The organism is Nonomuraea sp. NPDC050451, assembly GCF_044458585.1.
Genome location: NZ_JBITHZ010000026.1, coordinates 147,987 through 168,492 on the forward strand (window position 1 = coordinate 147,987; position 20,506 = coordinate 168,492).

At 73.1% G+C, this 20,506-nt stretch carries 17 protein-coding genes; 6 read left to right on the forward strand and 11 right to left on the reverse strand.

The features are described 5' to 3' along the window. Window positions 1-48 precede the first annotated feature (48 nt). Genes mpaC through ACIBI9_RS47590 form a run of 5 tightly spaced genes read right to left on the reverse strand, consistent with a single transcriptional unit; the run spans window position 49 to window position 5,321 of the window. On the reverse strand, window positions 49-1,272 hold the full coding sequence (mpaC, locus tag ACIBI9_RS47570; protein ID WP_397233114.1) for a daptide-type RiPP biosynthesis dehydogenase: 1,224 nt from the start codon (window positions 1,270-1,272) through the stop codon (window positions 49-51). Further along, the gene (mpaD, locus tag ACIBI9_RS47575; RefSeq protein WP_397233116.1) at window positions 1,269-2,528 is read right to left on the reverse strand and encodes a daptide-type RiPP biosynthesis aminotransferase; all 1,260 of its coding nucleotides are present in this window, start codon (window positions 2,526-2,528) and stop codon (window positions 1,269-1,271) included. Before mpaD ends, mpaC begins: the two co-directional genes overlap by 4 nt. Further along, window positions 2,525-3,319 carry a daptide-type RiPP biosynthesis methyltransferase gene (gene mpaM / locus ACIBI9_RS47580; RefSeq protein WP_397233118.1) on the reverse strand — a complete coding sequence of 265 codons (795 nt, stop codon included), beginning with the start codon at window positions 3,317-3,319 and terminating at the stop codon, window positions 2,525-2,527. The genes mpaD and mpaM overlap by 4 nt, the downstream gene beginning before the upstream one ends. Continuing rightward, the gene (gene mpaB, locus ACIBI9_RS47585; protein WP_397233120.1) at window positions 3,316-4,347 is read right to left on the reverse strand and encodes a daptide biosynthesis RiPP recognition protein; all 1,032 of its coding nucleotides are present in this window, start codon (window positions 4,345-4,347) and stop codon (window positions 3,316-3,318) included. Before mpaB ends, mpaM begins: the two co-directional genes overlap by 4 nt. Next, window positions 4,347-5,321 carry an LLM class flavin-dependent oxidoreductase gene (locus ACIBI9_RS47590; RefSeq protein ID WP_397233122.1) on the reverse strand — a complete coding sequence of 325 codons (975 nt, stop codon included), beginning with the start codon at window positions 5,319-5,321 and terminating at the stop codon, window positions 4,347-4,349. Before ACIBI9_RS47590 ends, mpaB begins: the two co-directional genes overlap by 1 nt. A 326-nt stretch (window positions 5,322-5,647) precedes the next feature. Here ACIBI9_RS47590 and ACIBI9_RS47595 point away from each other — a divergent pair, with 326 nt between their 5' ends. Continuing rightward, window positions 5,648-6,343 (forward strand): CPBP family intramembrane glutamic endopeptidase, encoded by a 696-nt coding sequence (locus tag ACIBI9_RS47595; protein WP_397233124.1) that lies wholly within the window; start codon window positions 5,648-5,650, stop codon window positions 6,341-6,343. Next, window positions 6,340-7,380 carry a glycosyltransferase family 2 protein gene (locus ACIBI9_RS47600; protein ID WP_397233126.1) on the forward strand — a complete coding sequence of 347 codons (1,041 nt, stop codon included), beginning with the start codon at window positions 6,340-6,342 and terminating at the stop codon, window positions 7,378-7,380. The genes ACIBI9_RS47595 and ACIBI9_RS47600 overlap by 4 nt, the downstream gene beginning before the upstream one ends. A gap of 16 nt (window positions 7,381-7,396) precedes the next feature. Here ACIBI9_RS47600 and ACIBI9_RS47605 read toward each other — a convergent pair whose 3' ends face one another. Then, a complete protein-coding gene (locus tag ACIBI9_RS47605) occupies window positions 7,397-8,689 on the reverse strand; it encodes an esterase-like activity of phytase family protein (RefSeq protein WP_397233128.1) in 1,293 nt (430 codons plus the stop codon). 138 nt (window positions 8,690-8,827) lie between these two features. Beyond that, window positions 8,828-9,454: a FadR/GntR family transcriptional regulator gene (locus ACIBI9_RS47610; RefSeq protein ID WP_397233130.1), complete on the reverse strand. Its 627-nt coding sequence runs from the start codon at window positions 9,452-9,454 to the stop codon at window positions 8,828-8,830. Window positions 9,455-9,553: 99 nt separating this feature from the next. On the opposite strand from ACIBI9_RS47610, the gene ACIBI9_RS47615 reads away from it, so the two are divergent. From ACIBI9_RS47615 to ACIBI9_RS47625, 3 genes are read left to right on the forward strand one after another with little or no spacing between them, the layout of a single operon-like run. Further along, a complete protein-coding gene (locus tag ACIBI9_RS47615) occupies window positions 9,554-10,867 on the forward strand; it encodes an SLC13 family permease (protein ID WP_397233132.1) in 1,314 nt (437 codons plus the stop codon). Continuing rightward, window positions 10,864-12,030, forward strand: a complete 1,167-nt coding sequence (locus ACIBI9_RS47620; protein WP_397233134.1) for a CaiB/BaiF CoA transferase family protein — start codon at window positions 10,864-10,866, stop codon at window positions 12,028-12,030. Before ACIBI9_RS47615 ends, ACIBI9_RS47620 begins: the two co-directional genes overlap by 4 nt. Next, window positions 12,015-13,517: a carboxyl transferase domain-containing protein gene (locus ACIBI9_RS47625; protein WP_397233136.1), complete on the forward strand. Its 1,503-nt coding sequence runs from the start codon at window positions 12,015-12,017 to the stop codon at window positions 13,515-13,517. The genes ACIBI9_RS47620 and ACIBI9_RS47625 overlap by 16 nt, the downstream gene beginning before the upstream one ends. 37 nt (window positions 13,518-13,554) lie before the next feature. Here the strand turns inward: ACIBI9_RS47625 and ACIBI9_RS47630 are convergent, their stop codons facing one another. Next, window positions 13,555-13,974, reverse strand: a complete 420-nt coding sequence (locus ACIBI9_RS47630) for a CoA-binding protein (RefSeq protein WP_397233139.1) — start codon at window positions 13,972-13,974, stop codon at window positions 13,555-13,557. A 177-nt stretch (window positions 13,975-14,151) separates the two neighbouring features. Between ACIBI9_RS47630 and ACIBI9_RS47635 the strand changes: the two genes are divergently transcribed. After that, entirely contained in the window at window positions 14,152-15,429 is a 1,278-nt protein-coding gene (locus ACIBI9_RS47635) for a discoidin domain-containing protein (RefSeq protein ID WP_397233141.1), read from the forward strand. A 57-nt stretch (window positions 15,430-15,486) separates the two neighbouring features. Here the strand turns inward: ACIBI9_RS47635 and ACIBI9_RS47640 are convergent, their stop codons facing one another. The 3 genes from ACIBI9_RS47640 to ACIBI9_RS47650 form a co-directional block, all read right to left on the reverse strand. Further along, on the reverse strand, window positions 15,487-16,875 hold the full coding sequence (locus tag ACIBI9_RS47640) for an amino acid permease (protein ID WP_397233143.1): 1,389 nt from the start codon (window positions 16,873-16,875) through the stop codon (window positions 15,487-15,489). A 78-nt stretch (window positions 16,876-16,953) separates the two neighbouring features. Further along, window positions 16,954-19,098 carry an NACHT domain-containing protein gene (locus tag ACIBI9_RS47645; RefSeq protein ID WP_397233145.1) on the reverse strand — a complete coding sequence of 715 codons (2,145 nt, stop codon included), beginning with the start codon at window positions 19,096-19,098 and terminating at the stop codon, window positions 16,954-16,956. 73 nt (window positions 19,099-19,171) lie between these two features. After that, entirely contained in the window at window positions 19,172-20,452 is a 1,281-nt protein-coding gene (locus ACIBI9_RS47650) for a YcaO-like family protein (RefSeq protein ID WP_397233147.1), read from the reverse strand. Window positions 20,453-20,506 lie beyond the last annotated feature (54 nt).

Below are 20,506 nucleotides of genomic sequence, written 5' to 3' on the forward strand. Positions count from 1 at the left end.
CTCGCCCGCGGTCCCGTCTCCCGCGGGAGTTCCTGATGGGTACGGTGGTCAGCACCTGGTCGCCTCCGGCGTGCGGAGGACCTCGGTCAGCAGCTCCCGTACCTCGTCCCTGGTCAGGCCGCCGAGCATGGGCAGCCCGGCGCCCCACGCGCGCACGATGCGCCCGGCGATGGCGTCGAGCACGTCGTCGCCCGTGTCGTCATCCGTGTGGTCATCCGGGGTCAGCCGCCGCTCCACCCGCCAGGAGTCGATGAGCGCGGCCATTCCGCCGGCCGGGTCGCCGGGCAGGCCATCGGGGTCGACGGCCCGCAGCGACGACCACAGCCGCGCGAGCCTCCTGGCGGATCCGAGCCGCTCGTCGCCGCCGGCGATGGCCCGCCACAGGGGCGGCAGCACGGCGGCGACCGCGCGCATCTTGCGCACGCCGAGCGCCACCGACACCTCGTTGGCGATCAGCCAGCCCTTGTTGGCCCAGGCCCCGCGGCCCAGATGGAGCCACTCCTGGTGGGTGAGCCCGCTGAGCTTGGCGATCTCGGCCCGCAGCGGGCGCTCCACCGGCGTGCCCGCCTCCCGCGCCCGCCGCACCGCGTGCCCCGCCGAGACCAGGCGTACGGCCAGCGCCTCGGTCAGGGCGTCCTCGGTGGGCAGGTCGGCGTGGTCGCCGGCGTACATGCTCACCAGCCGGAAGAGCGCCTCCAGGACGGCCTCGGAGACCAGCTCGGGCGGCAGCGTGTCGGTGGCGACCGGGTCGAGCACGGCGATGTCGGGCCGCAGGCACTCGCCGGCGATCAGCCGCTTGCCCTGGGGATACTCCAGGCAGGCGGCCGTGCTGAGCTCGGCGCCGGTGCCCAGCGTGGTGGGGACGGCGACGAGCCCCAGGGCGCGCTCGGTGCCGGGCGGCAGCACCAGCATGCCGCTGCGCTGCGGGACCGTCAGCCGGGCCCGCGCGCTCGGGCGCCCGTGCAGCAGGGCCAGCAGCTTGGCCTGGTCGAGCAGGGAGCCGCCCCCGACGCCCACCACCAGCTCGGCGCCGGTCAGGCGCTCGGCGAGCTCCAGCACGCCGAGCAGGGTGCCGGGGCCGGACAGCACGACCAGCTGCTCGCCGCGTTCCGCTTTGGCCACCTGGCGGCGGACGCGGGCGACGATCTCCGAGCCGAGCACGCCGGGGTCGATCAGGAGGGTCACGCGCGTCCGCGATCCCCTGGCCAGCCACGTGGCCAGGCCGTCGCAGCCGAAGAGCGTCCGGGTCAGGCACTGGGTGCTCTGGGTCACGCCGGCACCTCCCTGGCGGAGTAGGCCGCCAGCCCCGCCCGCAGGCAGGCGAACAGCTCGGCCAGGTCCGAGCCGGTGTAGGTGAGCGCCGGCACGAGCTGGACGCCGTTGACGCCCGGATGCACGATCGCCCCGGCCCGGCGCACCGCCGCCACCACGGCGGGCACCTCGGCCTGCGGCAGCTCGGCGCCGCCCGGCGCGCGCAGCCGGATCGCGCGGAAGCAGCCCGTCCCCGAGGTCCCGGCCACCATCGGGTGCTCGGCCGCCAGCCGCGCCAGCTCCTCGTCCAGCCGGTCCGACAGCCGCCTGGCCAGGGCCACCGCGTCCAGGCGGCGCATCTCGGCGATGGTGGCCAGGATCGCGGCGCAGGTGACCGGCGTGCCCGCCTGCGTCTCGGCGTGCGCGAGCACCGCGCCGGCGGAGGTGAACGCGGCGGCCACCTCGCCCGAGGCCACCACCACGGCGGCGGCGCTGGTGCCGTTGGTGAGCCCCTTGGAGGCGATCAGCAGGTCCGGCGGCTCGGGCCAGCCCTGGGAGGCGAAGAAGCTGCCGGTACGGCCGAATCCGGTGGCCACCTCGTCGGCCACCAGCAGGAATCCGTGCTCGCGGCGCAGCCGCAGCAGCTCGGCCACGTACTCCCCGGTCAGCGGAACGGCCCCGTTGCCCAGCACCGGCTCGACGACCACCGCCGCCACCTGCGCCCCCTGCCGCTCCATCAGCCGGGCCAGCTCGTCGGCGGCGTTGGGTGTGACGTGCCGGATCAGCCGCTGGTCGACGCCGTAGAGGCGCTGGCCGAAGTCCTCGCCGCTCAGGGCGAACCCGCCGAAGGTCATGCCGTGGTAGCCGCCCTTGAGCCCGACGACGAGCTTGCGCCGGTCGGCGCCGCGCAGGGCGTGGTAGTGCCGGGCGAGCTTCATCACCAGGTCGTTGGCGGCGCCGCCCGAGGTCGAGAAGACGACCCTGGCGTAGTGGCCGGGGCCGCACAGGTCGATCAGCGCGGCGGCGGCCCGGCGCGCGTGGTCGTTCTCGTACCTGAAGACGTTCAGGTACGACGCCTGGGCCAGGGCCTGCGCGGCGGCGGCGGTGACGGCGGCGTTGCCGTAGCCGAGGTTGGTGTTCCACAACCCGCTGGTGCCGCACAGCAGCTCGCGGCCGTCGGCGAAGCGGACCCTGACCCCCTCGGCCGAGACGGCGCAGAGCTCGTCCAGGCCCTGCTGGTCCGGGGGCAGCAGGGCGGGCCACAGCGGCGCGGTCACTCGACCACCTCGGCTTCCAGCAGGATGTCCCGGTGCCTGGCGCCGGGGGCGGTCAGGGCGTGGCGGGAGCGGACGGCGAAGCCCGCCCGGGTCAGCTCGGCCTCCAGCAGGTCGGCCGCGACCACGCCGATGGTGCTCGTGCACACGGTGACCTGGCCCTCGGGCAGCTCCGCGGGGCAGACGGCCACCACGCGGTGGCCGGCGTCCGGGTCCCAGCGTTCGAAGAACCGGTACGAGCGGCCGCTGGCGCCGGCGAAGGCGACCTCGACCTCCTCGGCGCCGTCCAGGTCGTTCAGCTCGATGGTCGACAGGACGAACCGGCCTCCGGGCTTCAGATGCGTGCGGACCGTGCCGTACAGGGCGGTCCTGCCGGGCGCGTCGAGCAGCGAGATCGACGAGGTGCCGAGCACGATCGCGGCGAAGCGCGCAGGAGAGGAGAAGGTACGCATGTCCGCCCGGACCAGCGTGCACCGCTCGCGCAGCCGCGCCGGCGCCTCCTCCAGCCGGGCGGCCAGCAGGCTCAGCATGCCCTCCGAGAGGTCGACCGCGGTCACCTCCCGGCCCAGCGCGAGCAGCGGCAGCGTCAGGCGGCCCGAGCCGGCCGCGAGGTCGAGCACCGGGCCGGGGACCCGGCGCACGAGGGCGATGAGCTCGCGCACCTCCTGGGTGTCCGTGCCGGCCAGGTCGTGGTAGACGGGCGATCCCGTCCGGTCGTACAGGTCGCACACGACCGCCCTGTCACCCAGCCGGTCCAGCAGCCGCCTGGCCTGGCTCGGCAGGTCCGCGGTCATGTGAGCAGCACCCCCGCCTTGGAGAAGAAGCCGGCCACCGTGGCCAGCCCCGCCGGGTCGTCGTGCTCGGCGGCGGCCTCGACCGACCCGCACACCAGCAGCGCCTCGGCCAACTGGCCTGCCCGGTGCTCGACCTCGAACGTGCGCGCCGGCCCCAGCTGATGGACGGGCTGGTGGATGTAGGCCGCGTGCTCGGTCCACAGCAGCAGCGGCAGGTCCGGGCCGGCCAGGTCCGCCGGGCCGGCGACGCCCTCCAGGCCGGGGACGAGCCGGCCGCCGAAGCCGGAGACGCGCACGTCGGCCGCGCCACGGGCGTGCAAATCCTGTAGCCCGGCGATCGCCGTCAGGTAGCGCCCCAGCCACGGCCGGGCGGCCAGTTCGGCGGCGCGCCGCTCCTCCGGGACGGCCTCCCCGAGGCAGACGGCGCAGGGGTGCTCGCCGCCCGCGTTGATCCGGTCCCACTCGGCGCGCAGCACCGGCAGGTCGTCGCCGACCTTGCCGAGGGGGAGCCCGGTCGGCGAGGTGGACAGCGCGCCGTCCGCCCTGGCGTGCAGGCGCAGCCGCGGGCCGTCCGGCCCGGGACCCGCACCGAGCCCGGGCAGGTCGGCGATGCGCACGGTGGGATGGGTCAGGAACGCGGGGAAGACGCCCTCGTCCGCTGCCCGGTCGGCGTCGGACAGGTAGAGCTCGAAGTCCTCCTCGCCGAAGATCCGGACGGTGCTGGGGCCGATCACCGACATGTACTCGCTGGTGCCGTAGTCCTGCGTCTGCAGGAAGAACGCCTCGGAGATGGACATCTCGGCGCCCGCCTCGCTCAGCGAGCCGTCGTAGCCCACGATCGTCGGGCCCTCGGCGTCCCCTGGGCCGCCGGGAACGAAGATCACGCTCTCCGGGCCGGCCAGGCCGGACTCGATGATCGCCGCGAGGTGGCCCGGGTTCTCCAGCACGATCGTCGCGACCCGCTCGGGCAGGGCGTCCCCGGCCTGCCCCGTCGCCCACTGCATCAGCCGCCGCTTCGTGTCGCCCATCAGTCGAACGTCCCGCCGACCAGCGCCCCCAGCAGGGACTTCAGCTCGTTCATGGTCTCCTTCTGTCCCTGCAGGTTGAACACCCCGGTCAGGTTGAGGATGATCTCCTCGGCCCCGGCCTGCTCGTACTCCTTCAGCCGGGCGACGAGCTGGTCGAGATCGCCGCTGAGGAACGCGCCCCCGTCCACCGCGGCCCTGGCGTCGGCGGCCGGGTCCCGGCCTGTCACGTCCATCCCGGCCTTGCGCAACATGTCCTGGTAGTGGGGGGCCTGCAGGTGCAGCGCGTTGCTCGCCATGGCCTGCTCGACCGGCGTGCGGTCGGGCCTGCTCAGGGCCAGCGGCACCATCGCCGCCACCCGGGGCCCCTTGCGGCCCTCCGCCTCCGCGCCCTCCCGCAGCGCCGGGACGATCGTCTCCGCGAGGTACTCGGCCGGCGTCAGCCAGGTGATGGCCACGTCGGCCACCTGTCCGGCGAGCCGGGCCATGCCCCGCCTGAGCACTCCGAGCCCGATCTCGATCCGCGGCGAGACGGCCGGCGGCAGCATGCCGTGGCACGTGACGTACTCGCCGCGCAGCTCCACGAGCCCGCCGGCCAGCAGCGCCCGGACCGCGGTGACGTACTCGCGGATCGCGCCGAGCTGGCTGGGGTAGCGCTCGCCGAGCAGGCTCTCCTGGAAGGAGATCGGCCCCGGGCCGAAGCCCGCCACCACGGGCTCGCCGGTCGCCATCGCGAGCGAGCGCACCTGGAGCGCCGCCTCGAACGGGTGGCGCAGCGGCATGAGCGTCACTCCGAGCCCGGTCGGCACCCGGAAACCGGCGCCTGCGGCGTACACGAATCCCTGGTGCGGTTCGATGAGGGTCGCCTGTCCCTGCCACAACGCGTGTGCCGCGGTCCACTGCACCAGGGCCGCGTAGGGAAGGATCTGTTCCGCCCGCCGCGGAACAAACGGGATCATCACTGAGTACTTGGCCATTTATCACTCCACGTCCACGCAATGAGGTGATCCATAGCGTCGGTACTTTCTTACGCCGGGCCCTGTTCCCCGACGCTTCCCCGGCGGGCGTGGGAAGGCGTTTTCCGCAGCTAGAGGGGGGTGTCGGCGGGGAAGCGGCGGTCACGCACCGGAACGGCCGCATGACAGATGTCATACGGGACCGGTGACGGCGACGACTACGGGCCGCTCGGCGCCGGTCTCAGACTGGTCCTACAGACATCTAGCATGTTCGCTGTACGGCTGGTGCCCGGCTCCTGCATCGTCCGGCGCCAGCCGTACCTCCCGAAGGAGGTCGGGGCGCCGACATGTCATCCCAGCTCTTGTCGTGGGTCCTCGCCGGCGGCCTGGCCGTGTATCTCGCGATCGTCGCGCCATGGGTGGGCCTCCGCGCCCGAAAGCGGCAGGAGGAGAGCGACGTCCCGCTGTCGCGGCGACTCGCCCTGTCCATCGTCGAGCTGTGGGCGCTGGCCGCGGTGGCCCTCCTCGTGGTGGCGCTGTCGCCGGGCCTGACCCTGGCCGACGTGGGCGTCAAGCCCCCCACCGACCCCGCCGTGACCTACGGCATCGCGGTGGCGCTGCCCGTCGCGATGGTGCCGGTCGTGTTCTTCATGCGCTGGCTGGTCAAGAACGGCGGCAAGGTTCCCGGCACCGACGCCTACTCCGCCCTGCTGCCGAGCACGTCCGGCGAGCGGTGGCTGGCCGGCGGGGTGGCGGTCTCGGCGGGCATCTGCGAGGAACTGGTCTACCGGGGCCTGCTCATGGGCCTCGGCCTGGCCCTCGGCCTCAGCCCGCTGCTCGCGGCGGCCGCGGCGGTGGTGGTGTTCGCCCTTGGGCACGTCTACCAGGGCCGGTGGGGCTTCCTGCTGTCGCTGCTCGGCGGGATCGCGTTCACCGGGATCTACCTGCGTACCGGCAGCCTCATCGCGTCCATCGTGGTGCACGTCATCGTCGACATCAGGTCGCTGGTGCTGACGCCGCGGCCGGAGCGGGTGGCGGCGTGAGGTTCTCGGTCGTCTGCCCCACCTACAACCGCGGGCCGGCGATCACGGCCACTGTCGACTCCGTCCTGGCGCAGTCGCTGCGGGACTGGGAGCTGCTGGTCGTCTCCGACGGGAGCGACGACGACACCGACCGGGTGGTGGCCGAGAGCGCCCGCGCCGACCGCCGGGTCCGGCTGATCCGCACCCACCGCCACGGGCATCCTTCGGGACCGCGGAACCTCGGGCTCGCCGAGGCCCGCGGGGAGTTCGTCGCCTACCTCGACCACGACGACCGGTGGGCGCCCGGGCACCTCGCCGTCCTGGCGCGGGCGCTGGAGGGCGGGGAGCGGTTCGCGGCCACCGGGGCGACGCGGGTGGACACCGCGGGGACGGTGCTGCACGTGACGCCCCCGCTCGCGCTCTGCTGGCACCCCGAGCTCCAGCTGATGAACGCGATCTTCCAGCCCTCACAGGTCGCCCACGTCGCTGGCCTGGCCGAGGAGGTGGGCGGCTGGCGCCGGTCCGAGAGCGGGCTGGAGGACTGGGACCTGTGGCTCCGGCTGGCCGACGCGGGCGTGCGCTGCCGCACCGCGGCCGATCCCACGGTCGTCGAACTGGTCGACCCGGCCACCCGCCAGGGCTCGCTGATCGCCCGGCACGGCTGGGAGGTGGCCAGGTTCCCCGACGGGCGGGCGGCCCGCGCCGCCTACCGCGCGCTCAAGGACACCCGCCGCGTGGCCGCCGCCCGGGACGCCCTGGAACGGGACCTGCGCGCCTGGTACGCCGACCTGGCCGGCAGCGGGCTGGTCATCCCCTCAGGATGGGCGGCGGGCCCGCCGGAGGTGGACCGGGCGCTGGCCGAGACCGTCGCCGAGGCGTCGATCGGCGGTCGAGAGCTCTGGCCCGACCTGGCCATCGTGCCCCGGGACGGGCACGTGGCGCTGGTCCACCTCATCTCCTGCGTCTCCCAGGACCACGCGGACCGGATCGGCGCGCTGACGCGCCGGGTCATGCGGCACCAGATGGCGCTGTACGAGGACGTGCTGGGCGGCGTCTGACCGGCTGGTCCGGCGCCTAGCCGATCGGGCGGGGGAGGCGGATCGTCAGGATGCGGCTGGGGATGCCGGTGTCCACCAGGCGGCCGTTCGCGTCGAAGGTGCCGACGCCGAAGTCGTTGTCGTTGGCGATGGCGATGGTCCTCGGGTCGAGCACGGCGACCCCCTCGATCTTGCCGGGCAGCCCGTCGATCGCCGCCAGGTCCACGGTCAGCGACTTGGCCGCCACGGTGACGTCCGCGGGCAGGGACGCCTCCAGCGACGGCGTGGTCGCCGGGTCGTCGTGGCGGCCGCCGAGGAGGTCGGTCGCCTTGCGCAGGTCGACGGTGTAGAGGCGGGCCACGGCATCGGTGCGCTCCTGGAGCAGCAGGCGGCCGGGCTTCAGCACGTTGAGCGCGGAGATCTTCATGTCGCCCTGCTCGGCGGCCGGGTCGAAGGCGGCGACGTCCTCCATCTTGTAGGCCCATTCGCCGGTGGGCCGCCCGGTCCGCAGGTCCACCCGCAGGATGCGGGCGATGCCGGAGGCCTTGCCGGTCTTCTTGTCGGGGTTGGCCAGCGGGCTCTGCACGGCCAGGTACAGGGCGCGCTCACCGGGCGAGATGCCGAGCGCCTCGATGCCGCGGTTCTGCTGGCGGCTGGCGAAGATGGCGGGCAGGGTCTCGCGTACGGGGTAGCCGGCTCCGGTCAGGCCGAGCCCCTTGGGCACGTAGCGGGCCAGCACCCGCCCGTCGCCGGCCACGTGCACGAGCGAGGGGGAGTACTCGTCCACCACCCAGAAGCCGCCGCGCCCGTCCGTGACGATGTCCTCGGTGTCCAGGCCGTTCGGGTCGTAGGGGAGCGTGGTCAGGCCGTCCCAGGTGTAGGGGGCCTCGTCGTGGCCGGACTGGTTGGAGACGCCGGTGATCGGGGTGCCGTCGGACTTCTTCAGCGGGATGCTGCGCACGATGCGCGCGGTGCCGTGCCGTACGGCCACGCGCACGATCGCGGGCGCGAACTCCGGCACCGGGAACGTGCGCCGCTTCTCGCCGTTGACCTTCGGCTCGCCGTTCGGGCCGCGGTCGGTCACCATCCAGTACTCGCCGTCGCGCCCGGCGGGGTACAGGCCGCTGCCGACGCCGCCCAGCTTGACCCCTCGGGAGTTCTGGACGATTCCGGGCTCGAACGCGGCCAGGTCCGGCGCGGGCAGCTTCACGTCGGACAGGATCCGCGGCTCCTTCACGGGCTCCTTCACCGCGGAGGCGGCGGCGGGCGCGGCGAGGGTGCCGGCGAGCGCCGTGCCGATGGCGAGTGCGGCGACAAGGTAACGAGACATGGCGCTTCCCTTAGGGCAAATGTGCTGATTCGGGGTGGAACCTACCGAGGTTCGATGTCCAGCCGCCGAAGCGCACATGAACGCGCGTTGACGCCGCCGCGCGGGAATGGGAAGCGCCGCCGAGTGACGGCGCCTCGATCAGACCTGGAGAAGGGAGGCGCACGCGGCCGCCGCCGCGTCGACGTCACCGACCACGACCGCTCGGGCGAGAGCCGTCAGTCGCTCGGCCGAGACCCGGGCGTCGTCCAGCGGCGCGGCCTCCGAGAGCAGATCGTCGAGATCGGCCAGCAGGCTCGCCCCCGCGAGCCTGCGCACGCAGGGCCAGGTGTCGGAGAAGCGCACCGGGCGGCCGTCCGCGTCGAGCAGGGCGAGCCGGAGGCTGCGGTCGGGATGCGCCGCCGCGCTGCGCGCCAGCCCCGCCATGATCGCCTCGCGGGCCCGCGCGAGCTCCACCGGATCGCGCCCGGCCAGCGATAACGCCGGATCCGGCCGCTCCTCCTGCAGCGTCGGCGCGAGCACCACGGCCCCGTTGCCGTGCTGGACCTCGACCATGCCCTGGACCTCGAGCGCCACCAGGGCGCGGCTCAGGGTCGCCCGGCTGACGCCGAGCTCGGCGGCCAGGCGACGCTCGGGCGGCAGGCGGTCGCCGGGGGAGAGCCCCTGAGCCTCGATGAAGCGCGCGATGTGGTCGGCCAGCTGCACGTAGAGGCGGGGACGCTCCATCCGCTCGGGAACCGCGGAGGTCTGCGGGCGCTTCTTGGTCACGGGGGACAGTCTATTGACATCCGGCGCAGTGGCGCAGAGGCTAGGCCAATCCGGAAATACGCACGTAACCGGAGAGTCACCTGACCCGAGGAGTCGCCGATGTCAGCGGAAGTCGTTGCGTTGGTTGTATTGGTGTTGGTGTTCCTGATAGCCACCGTCCGGTCCATCAACATGGGGGCGCTGGCACTCGTGGCGGCCTTCGTCGTCGGCACCGCGGTGTTCGGCGTGGAGGTGTCGGACGTCCTCGGCGGCTTCCCGGCGAACCTGTTCGTCATCCTGGTCGGCGTCACGTACCTGTTCGCGCTGGCCAGGAACAACGGCACCGTGGACTGGATCGTGCACCGGGCCGTGGTCGCGGTACGCGGGCGCGTCGCCCTGATGCCGTGGGTGATGTTCGTGGTGTGCGCCGCGATCACGGCGATCGGCGCCGCCAGCCCGGCCGCGGTGGCCATCGTGGCCCCGGTGGCCATGGGCTTCGCCGCCCGCTACCGGATCAACCCGGTCATGATGGGCCTGATGGTGGTGCAGGGCGCCACCGGCGGGAGCTTCTCGCCGATCGGCATCTTCGGCGCGATCACCAACGGCGTCGTGGACAAGAGCCACCTTCCGGGCAGCCCCGCCGTGCTGTTCTTCAGCGCGATGGGCGCCTGCGCGCTGATCAGCCTGATCGGCTTCCTCACCCTGGGCGGCACGAAGCTGCTGCAGCGCGACCGCGAGTCGCCGAAGGAGCAGGTCGCGACCCTCGCGCGAACGGGCACCTCCACCGGGTCCGCCGCCGGGGACCCCGAGCCCGCCGACGACGCCCTGCCCCGCCTCGACGCGCAGCGCTCCCTCACGCTGGTCGGCCTGCTCGTACTCGCCGTGGGCGCGCTCGTCTTCGACCTCGACATCGGCTTCCTCGCCCTGGCGGTGGCGGTCGCGCTCACGCTGATCTTCCCCTCCGCGGCCCGCGGCACTGTCGACAAGATCAGCTGGGGTACGGTGCTCCTCGTCGGCGGCATCGTCACCTACGTCTCCCTGCTGGAGGACCAGGGCACGGTGAAGTGGCTCGGCGACGGGGTCGCCCACGTCGGCGCCCCGCTCCTGGCCGCGTTCCTGATCTGCCTCATCGGCGCCGTGGTCTCCGCCTTCGCCTCGACGACCGGCATCCTCGGGGCGCTCATCCCGCTCGCCGTGCCGTTCCTGCAGACCGGTCAGGTCGGCGCCGTCGGCCTGGTCACGGCGCTGGCGATCTCCTCCTCGGTGGTCGACTGCAGCCCCTTCTCGACCAACGGGGCCCTGGTCGTCGCCAACGCGGACGTCGCCGAACGCGACAACGTGTTCAAGCGCCTGATGACCTGGGGCATGACCATCATGGTGGTCGCGCCGGTGCTGTGCTGGGTGATCCTCGTCGTGCCGGGGAGCCTGTCATGAGCGGCCCGCTCGCGGGTTACGTCGTCGTCGACCTGACCAGGGCGCTGGCCGGGCCGCACGCCGCGATGATGCTCGGCGACCTGGGCGCGCGGGTGATCAAGGTGGAGCAGCCCGGGAGCGGCGACGACACCCGGGGCTGGGGCCCGCCGTTCGCCGGCTCCGAGTCCACGTACTTCCTGTCGTGCAACCGCAACAAGCAGTCGATCGCCCTGGACCTGAAGGACGAGGACGGCCGGGCCACCCTCGAGGCCCTGATCCGCAAGGCGGACGTGCTGCTGGAGAACTTCCGCGCCGGCGTGCTCGACCGGCTCGGCTTCAGCACCGGGCGCCTGCTGGAGCTCAACCCGCGGCTGGTCGTGCTGTCCATCACCGGGTTCGGCCACGACGGCCCGGAGGCCGGGCGGGCCGGCTACGACCAGATCGCGCAGGGCGAGGCCGGGCTGATGTCGCTCACCGGGTCCGGACCCGACGACCCGCAGCGGGTCGGCGTGCCGATCGGCGACCTGCTGGCCGGCATGTACGGCGCGTACGGCGTGGTGTCCGCGCTGCTCGAACGCGAGCGCACCGGGCGCGGCCAGGTCGTGCGCACCTCGCTGCTGGCCGGGATCGTCGGGGTGCACGCCTTCCAGGGCACCCGCTGGACCGTGGCCGGTGAGGTCGGGCGCGCCCAGGGCAACCACCACCCGTCCATCGCCCCGTACGGGCTGTTCCGGTGCGGGGACGGCCACGTGCAGATCGCGGTGGGCAGCGAGGGACTGTGGCAGCGCTTCTGCGCAGAGTTCGGCCTGGACCCGCGGGAGCCGGGCCTGGCGACGAACGCGGAGCGGGTGGCCGCGGGCAGGCGGCTGGTTGAGCTGGTCGAGGCCGCCTTCGCCCCCTTCGGCGCGGACGAGCTGCTGCGCCGGCTGGCCGACGCCGGCGTGCCCGCCGGGCGGGTGCGCAACCTGGACGAGGTGTACGACTGGCCGCAGACCAGGTCGCAGGGGCTGCTCATCGACGTCGAGCACGCGAGCATCGGCGAGATCACGCTGCCCGGCCCGCCGCTGCGGTTCTTCGACCCGGCCGGGCCGGACGGCGAGGTCGAGATCACCCGGACCGACCACGCCGCGCCTCCCGTGCTGAACGCCGACGAGGAGGAGATCCGCTCATGGCTGTCCGGATGACCGCGCTCGAACTCGTCGAGCTCGCTCTCGACGACGGCTCCTTCCGCAGCTGGGACCGGCCGCTCGGGCCGGTGAAGGACGCCGACGTCGCCGCCGCCAGGGAGCGCACGGGCCTGGACGAGGCGGTGATCACGGGGGAGGGGCTGCTCCACGGCCGCCGGGTGGCCGTCGTCGCCTGCGAGTTCGGCTTCCTCGCCGGATCCATCGGGGTCGCCGCCGCCGAACGCCTGGTGTCGGCCGTGGAGCGGGCGACCGCCGAGCGGCTGCCGCTGCTCGCCGCGCCCGCCTCGGGTGGCACGAGGATGCAGGAGGGCACGGTGGCGTTCCTGCAGATGGTGAAGATCTCGGCGGCGGTCACCCAGCACAAGGCCGCGGGCCTGCCGTACCTGGTCTACCTGCGCGACCCCACCCTCGGCGGCGTGCTGGCCTCGTGGGGCTCGCTCGGCCACGTCACGGCCGCCGAACCCGGCGCGATGATCGGCTTTCTCGGCCCGCGCGTCTACCGGTCCCTGTACGGGGAGCCGTTCCCGGAGGGCGTCCAGGTCGCCGAGAACCTGTACCGGCACGGCCTGGTCGACGCCGTGCTGCCGCCGCAGGCGCTGGCCGGGATCGCCGACCGGGCGCTGCGCATCCTGCTCGCGCCGCCGGTGGAGCCGCCCCTGGGCGAGGCGCCGCCGCCGGAGCCGCTGCCGGACGTGCCCGCCTGGGAGTCGATCACCCGCTCCAGGCGCGCCGACCGGCCCGGTGTCCGGCAGCTGCTCCGCTACGCCGCCTCGGACGTCCTGCCGCTGAACGGGACCGGGGAGGGAGAGCAGGACCCGGGGCTGTACCTGGCGCTGGCCCGCTTCGGCGGCGTCTCGTGCGTGCTGCTCGGCCAGGACCGCCGTACCCAGACCGACGTGGGGCCGATGGGCCCGGCGGCCCTGCGCGCGGCCCGGCGCGGCTTCCGCCTGGCGCACGAGCTGAACCTGCCGCTCGTCACCGTCATCGACACCCCCGGCGCGGCGCTCAGCCCGGAGGCGGAGGAGGGCGGGCTGGCCGGCGAGATCGCCCGTTGCCTGTCCGAGCTCGTCACCCTTGAGGCGCCGACGCTGTCGATCCTGCTCGGCCAGGGCTGCGGCGGCGGCGCGCTCGCGCTGATCCCGTGCGACCGGGTGCTCGTCGCCCAGCACGGCTGGCTGTCACCGCTGCCGCCCGAGGGCGCCAGCGCCATCGTGCACCGCGACGTCGACCACGCCCCGGAGTTGGCGGCCGCGCAGGGTGTGCGCTCCGCCGACCTGGTCGCCGACGGCATCGCCGACCGGGTCGTGCCCGAGCACCCGGACGCGGCCGACGAGCCGGAGGCGTTCTGCCGCCGCGTCGGGCGCGAGCTGGAGCGGGAGCTCGCCGCGATGCTGCCCCGCCGCCGCCCCGACCTGCTCACCGAACGGCTCCGGCGCTACCGCGCCCTCGGCACCACCCGCGGCCGGGCCCAGGCGGTCGGCTAGAAGCACCGGCCGTTCATTCAGGCTGGGCAGCGCCCGTTCAGGCGTCTCTGCGCAGTGCCCATTCGACGCCCGGGCAGCGGTCCATGACGACGTCGAGTCCGGCGCTCAGGGCGCGTTCGGCGGCCGCCTCGTCGATCACGCCGAGCGGGAGCCAGATCGCCTTGGCCCCTGCCGCGATCGCCTCGTCCACCGACTCCCCCGCCAGCTCGGCGCGCCGGTACACCGCGACGACGTCCAGCGGGTCCGGCACCTCGGCCAGCGACGCGTACCCGGGCTCGCCCAGCACGGTCTCGGCGGCCGGATGGACGGGAATGACCCGTTTGCCGCGTCCTTGGAGCAGCCGGGCCTGGTCGTAGGCCGTGCGCTCCGGGTTGTCGCTCAGGCCCACGAAGACCCAGTGCCGCGCCCCGTGAAGCAGTCGCTTGATGACGTCGCCGTCGGCGAAGCGGTTTCCCATGCTCGGCACCAACACGGGGCGCCCGCCGGAACTTCCCGCATTCATCTTCCGCTCAGCGGTTGCGCCGCTTCCAACGCCGTCGACCGCCACATATGGTTCGGGCGTTGGAGAGCTCTCGCGACCGGCCTTTCTGTCCGCGCGCTGGCGAAAGCCATGCCCGTTCCACAGAGGTAGAGCATGAGACCTTCCCTCGTTCTCGTCGCGCTGGCCCTCGCCGCCGCGCTGGTCGGCGGGGCGGGTGCCGCCCGGGCGGTCGCCGACCCGCTGCTGTCCCAGGGCAAGCCCGTCACCGCGTCGTCCGCCGAGAACGCCGGCACGCCCGCCTCGGCGGCCGTGGACGGCAACACCGCCACCCGCTGGTCGAGCGCCTTCGTCGACCCGCAATGGCTGCGGGTCGACCTCGGCGGAACCGCCGCCATCAGCCAGGTGGTGCTCAGCTGGGAGGCCGCGTACGGCAGGGCGTTCCAGATCCAGACCTCCGCCGACGGCCTGACCTGGACCACCGTCTACGCGACCAGCACCGGCACCGGCGGTACGCAGACCCTTCCAGTGACCGGGAGCGGGCGATACGTACGGATGTACGGCACCGCCCGCGGCACGGCCTACGGCTACTCGCTGTGGGAGTTCCAGGTCTACGGCACGATGGGCGGCACCACGCCGCCTCCGGGCGGCACCATCCCCGACCCGACCATCCAGTCATTGGAGGCGGCCACCGGCCCGCTGGCCACCGCCACCTACACCGTGCCCAACCCCAGCGGCTACCGCGCGGGCACGATCACGTACCCGACGGCCGGCGGCTCCTACCCGGGAATCGTGCTCATGCCGGGCTACCAGGGCACGCAGCAGAACCTGGGCTGGCTCGGCCCGCGCCTGGCGTCCTGGGGCTTCGTCGTCCTCAACGTCGACACCAACACGCTGTCCGACAGCCCCGACCAGCGGGGGACCCAGATCAGGGCGGCCGGCACCCAGCTGCTCAACCTCGGCAACGCCACCGGCAACCCGATCTCGGGCAAGGTGAACGGCGTGCTCGGCGCGGCGGGCCACTCCATGGGCGGCGGCGGGACGATGGTGGCGCTGCGCGACGACACCCGGTTCAGGGCGGGCGTGCCGCTGGCGCCCTACCACCCGAGCGGGAGCTTCGCCGGCGTCGCCAAGCCGACCTTCTTCCTGACCTGCGCGAGCGACGTGGCCGCGCCCGGCGGCACGTACGCCAGGCCCTGGTACAACAGCATGACGCAGGCCGAGAAGCTGTACATCGAGGTCCCCGGCGACCACCTCTGCCCGATGACCGGCTACGGCAACAAGGCCAAGCAGGGCAAGTGGATCGTGTCGTTCTTCAGCCGCTGGCTGCGCGACGACACCCGCTTCGCCCCGTTCCTGTGCGGCAGCCAGCGTGACGCCGACCGGAACAACCCCTCGCTGGTGACCCAGTGGACGGACACCTGCCCGTTCTGAACGGCGCCTTGAACAGCACGGCCGGGCACGGCTCCGGAGGGCCGTGCCCGAACCGGTCTACGCGAGCGCCGAGTGGCGCCGGCTGTAGGCGAAGTAGATGACCAGCCCGAGCAGGAACCAGGCGGCGAAGCGCAGCCACGTCACCGGGCTCAGGAACGTGATCAGCCAGATCGAGAAGAGCGCCCCGATGCCCGGCACCACCGGCATCCCCGGCATGCGGAACTGGCGCGGCAGGTCGGGCTGCCGGTAGCGGAGCACGATCACCGCCACGCACACGACCACGAACGCCAGCAGGATCCCGATGTTCGTCAGCTCGGCCGCCTCCCGGATGGGCAGGAACCCGGCGATCACCGCCGACGCGAGACCCACGATCCAGGTGACCCGCGTGGGCACCCGGCGCACCGGGTGGAGCCTGGCGAACCAGTGCGGCAGCAGCCCGTCCCGGCTCATCGAGAACCACACCCGGGTGACGCCGAGCATGAACGTGAACATGACCGTGAGGATGCCCACCACGGCCCCGGCCGCGATCAGGGACGCGAGCCCGGGCAGCCCGACGGAGGCGAACGCCGAGGAGAAGCCGCTCTCGGGATCGATCTCCCGGTAGTTCTGCATGCCGGTGAGCACGAGCGTGGCCAGCACGTACAGGACCATGGAGATGGCCAGCGAGTAGATGATCGCCTTCGGCATGTGCCGCTGCGCGTCCCGTGACTCCTCGGCCGCGGTGCTCATCGCGTCGTAGCCGAACACCGCGAAGAACACGGTGGCGGCGCCGGTGATCGCCCCGCTCACCCCGAACGGGAAGAACGGCGTGTAGTTGACCGGGTTGATGTAGAAGAACCCGACCACGATCACCAGGAGCACGACGGCGACCTTGATGGCCACCACGGACGTCTCGAACCTGGCCGCGGCGCGGATCCCCAGATTCAACAGGAAGGCGATGAGCAGGCACAGGATCGCCGCGAACAGGTCCACCACGTGTCCCGGGCCGGTGCCCGGCGCGCCGAGCATCCACGCGGGCAGCGTGAAGCCGAGCTGCTCCACGAGGAAGCCGAAGTAGCCGGAGATGCCGATGGCCACGACCGCGACGATGGCGGTGTACTCCAGCAGCAGGTCCCAGCCGATGCACCAGCCGACGATCTCCCCGAGCACCGCGTACCCGTAGGTGTAGGCGGACCCGGCCTTCGGGATCAGGCCGGCGAACTCGGCGTACGAGAACGCGGCGGCGGCGCTGGCGATCCCCGCGATGATGAACGAGATGAGCACGGCAGGACCCGCGGTCTGGTTGGCGACCGCGCCGGCCAGGGCGAAGATGCCCGCGCCGATGATGCCGCCCACGCCGATGGCGGTGAGCTGCCACAACCCGAGCGACCTGGCCAGCTCGCCCTCGTGCTCGGTGGCGATGAGCTCCACCGGTTTGCGTCTGAAGACGCCTCCTGAAGTTGCCATGACGCCCCCGATACGACTATGTGCGTCCGTCCTGCCCACCAGGGCTGTCACTATGCGGGGGAGCCTTGACCTGCGGTATCACGGGTGCCGCGTCGGCGGTCGCGGCTCCTGCGCGGGCGCCACGTGCCGCCCGTCGGCGAGGTGCTGCTGCAGCTCGATGTGCCGGAACTGGTAGTACGGCCCTTCCGTGCGCAGCAGGCCCAGCCGGTGGGCGTCGTCCAGGAAGTCCATCGCCCGCAGCGGCAGGCTCCCCCGGGTGGCCAGGCGGGGGACCGTCAGCTTGTAGGCCAGCCAGGCGTGGTGGCGGCCCAGTATGAGCCCGAACAGCAGCCCCAGCACCAGGCCGACCACGATCGACATGTCCGAGGGGATCCCCGAATACAGCAGGACGCCCGCGGTGGCGATCCCGACCACGAGCCCGCCGAGGATCCGGATGGCGGTCAGGTTCCTGTCGGCCTGCCAGGTCGATCGCGGGGATCTCGCCGTCAGGTCGGCGGTGGGGCTCTCGACCCAGCGGATCAGGCTGAGCAGGGCCATGAACCCGACGAAGGACAGCAGCCCGAGCTGCACCGAGGACCTCAGGGCGAAGACCGGCTTCCCGCTCGCGTAGGCCATGAGCCAGCCGACGATGGCTCCCAGGGCTCCTACGATCAGCCCGTCCCGGAGGGCGGGAAGGAGCTCGGAGAGCCTGCCGCGCAGGTGGAAGTCGGCGTGGCCCGGCGACTCGGTGAACCAGGAGCCGATCAGGGTCTCGGCCACGAGCGCGGAGAACAGGCCGGCCATCGCGCTGAAGAAGAGCGACTTCGTCAGCAGCCCGAAGGCCAGCCCGACCACGACCCCGATCACGGCGGCGGCCCCGAACCGGACCGTGCGGGTGGAGGTGTAGCGGGCCAGATGCCACCACGCCACGTCGCGCGGGTCCTCCTCGTTGCGCGCGAGCTGGTGTGAAAGGTACGTGAGCCAGCGGTCGACCTGCTCCGGCGTCCACGCGTGCAGCGGCCGGAAGGGCTGCGGCGGGCCCTCGGCGGGCCTGCGCGTGCTCACCAGAGCGGGGATGAGCTGGTTGCACAGATGGTCGTGCAGCTCGGCCGCGCTGCCGCGTCCGAGCTTCAGCAGCGGCGTCGGATCGACCCGCGGCGCGATGTAGGTGGCGCGGACCAGCCACAGCCCCATTGACGTCGAGGTGACCTCGGACAGGGCGGGAGCGGTGCCCTTGCGCAGCTCCGCCAGGGCCTGGGGCCAGGCGGAGTGGGGCACGGTGGGCAGGCACGCCTCCAGGTAGTCGGCCGCGGCGGGGGGGGACATGGGCTGCGGCTCGATGACCGCCGCCGCCGTGAGGGCGTCGCCGATCTCCTCCACGGATTCGGCGAACTGCTCCGTGCGGCAGGTGAGGATGAGCTGGTCGGTCTCGTACAACGACCGGTTCAGGGCGGTCAGCATGTCGGCGCGGGCGGTGTCGGGCAGCTCGTCCAGCCCGTCGATGACGGGCAGCACCTCGCCCCGCGCCACGAGCGTCTCCGGCATGTCCACGCCGAGGCCCTCCGCGCGCAGCGCCGGATAGTCGAGCGCCAGGCTCGCGGCCAGCCAGTCCTGCAGCCGCCCATACACGCGGTCGTCCCAGCGCGCGGCGGACAGCAGCACCGGCACGGGCTCCTCCGGCTCCCGCGTGCGCAGCAGTTCGAGGACGAGCTGCACGGCCAGGGTCGTCTTCCCGGTGCCCGGGCCGCCCAGGATGACCAGCCGGCGGCAGCGCAGGGAGCGGAAATTTCGTGCCATGTCCGCGATGTGCACGTCCAGGCCGGGGAAGGCCACGGTGCCCTTGGCGATGATCTCGGGTCGGTCGGCGAGCTCGCGGCGCTCGGTCGAGTGCCAGGGCAGCGGCATGGGCTCGGGATCGCACAGCGAGCGCAGGACCGTCTCGTCGCGCCACTGCTGGGTCACCAGCCCGGAGAGGACGTCCTTGGCGGTGGCGACGTCGGCCGACGTGGGGGCGGCCGTGGCCGCGCCACGCTTGCGCCACCAGGACAGGAACTGCACCAGGCCGTTGCCCAGCCCTATCGCGCCCGTCACTGCCGCTATGACCTGAACGGATCCGGCCGTTATCCCCCAGTCCTTGGGCAATCGGCCGGCCACGGTCAAGATCATGGTGGCCAGGGCCAAGAGCAGAATGCCGATCACCACCGACGTCTTGGCCTGGCGATTCTGCCAATATCGTGCGCCCATAAATCCAGTATGTGCGGATAAAGAGGCTGGTAATTCTCCATGCAAGGTCGATAAACCGGAAAAACCATTCACCTCATTGATGAGGCTGCCAATCCTGTGGCATCGTTTCGGAAACCCTTCCGGCCGCGGCGGCCAGCCCCCTGCGGCCGGGCAGGACGAGGTTGCCGTCGGTCACCAGCATGAACCGCTCCAGGTCCGGCACGATCACGTGCACGGCGGTGATCCCGCAGGGGAGGACGCGCACCATGCGGTGGTAGGCCGGGTGTCCCCGCGCGGCCAGCATCGCCGCCACCTTCCGCAGCTGGGCGCCGGGAGACCCGGCCGCCGCGCAGGTTCGCGGGAAGGGGACCACTCGTGCGTCGCGCAGGGCGCCGGTGAGGTCGAACCGCCCGCACGCGTGCAGCGCGGGGTGCGCCGCCAGCCCGGCCAGATCGCCGCGTACGGCGGCTCCGGCATGCGGCAGGCCCTCGCCGAGCGTGGTCTGGACGAGCTCCGTGAGGGCGCGCCAGGCGGCGTACGCCGGGTCCAGCGAGGTGCCGCCCCCGCGCCGGTGTGGATGGCGGGCGGTCGGAGCCGTGTACGCCAGCATCGTCGGCACACCGAGGTCGCTGGTGATGTCCAGCAGGTGCACGGGAGACCCGGTCAGCTCCTCCGCCGTCGTGTACGCCCGCGCGAGAGCGTCCGGAAGCGTCCGCGGGTCGATCAGGCTGAGCCGGAAGCCGTCCCCGCCCAGGAAGGCGCGCACCAGGAGCAGTGACAGGGCGTCCCGCTCGACGGCCTCGTTGAGGGCGTGCAACAGCGCCTCCGCGGCGGTGATGCCGACGGCCGAGCCGCTGTTGCAGCTGTAGCGCATCAGCTGGGCGTAGTCGCAGTCGTCCCCGGCCAGCTCGCGCAGCGGGGCGGCGCCGGTCTCGACGTACCAGGGGGCCGACAGGAACAGCGGCACCAGCGCGTCGGCACGCCTGTGGGGAAGAGGCGGCCTGCCGAGCGGGCGATAGCGCAAGCAGGCCATCCGCCGCCCGGGCGTCCCGGCCAGCAGCAGCGCGCACGCGTCCCCGCGCAGCGGCCCCGTGGCGAGCGCGGCGGGCGCGACAGGCCGCACGACAGCGGGGTCGAACCCGGCCGGGCCGGTGAGGTAGTGCTCGACGGCCTCGAACAGCGCGCCCACGCGAGCCTCGTCCGGGCGTCCTTTGCCCATTCCGCACGCGACCGGCGGGACGTCATCCGCGCCGCCGAGCAGGCGACACCACCAGGCGGTCGGGTCGCGGCCGTCGCCCGCGTCCACGAGCTCCGCCCGCAGACCGAGCGCGGTCAGTGCCGCGGACGCCCGCCTTCCGGCCTCGTCCACCGGCACCGCCCGTTCCGCCTCACAGAACGGCCGCCCCGCCTGTCGCGGGGGTTTCGGAAA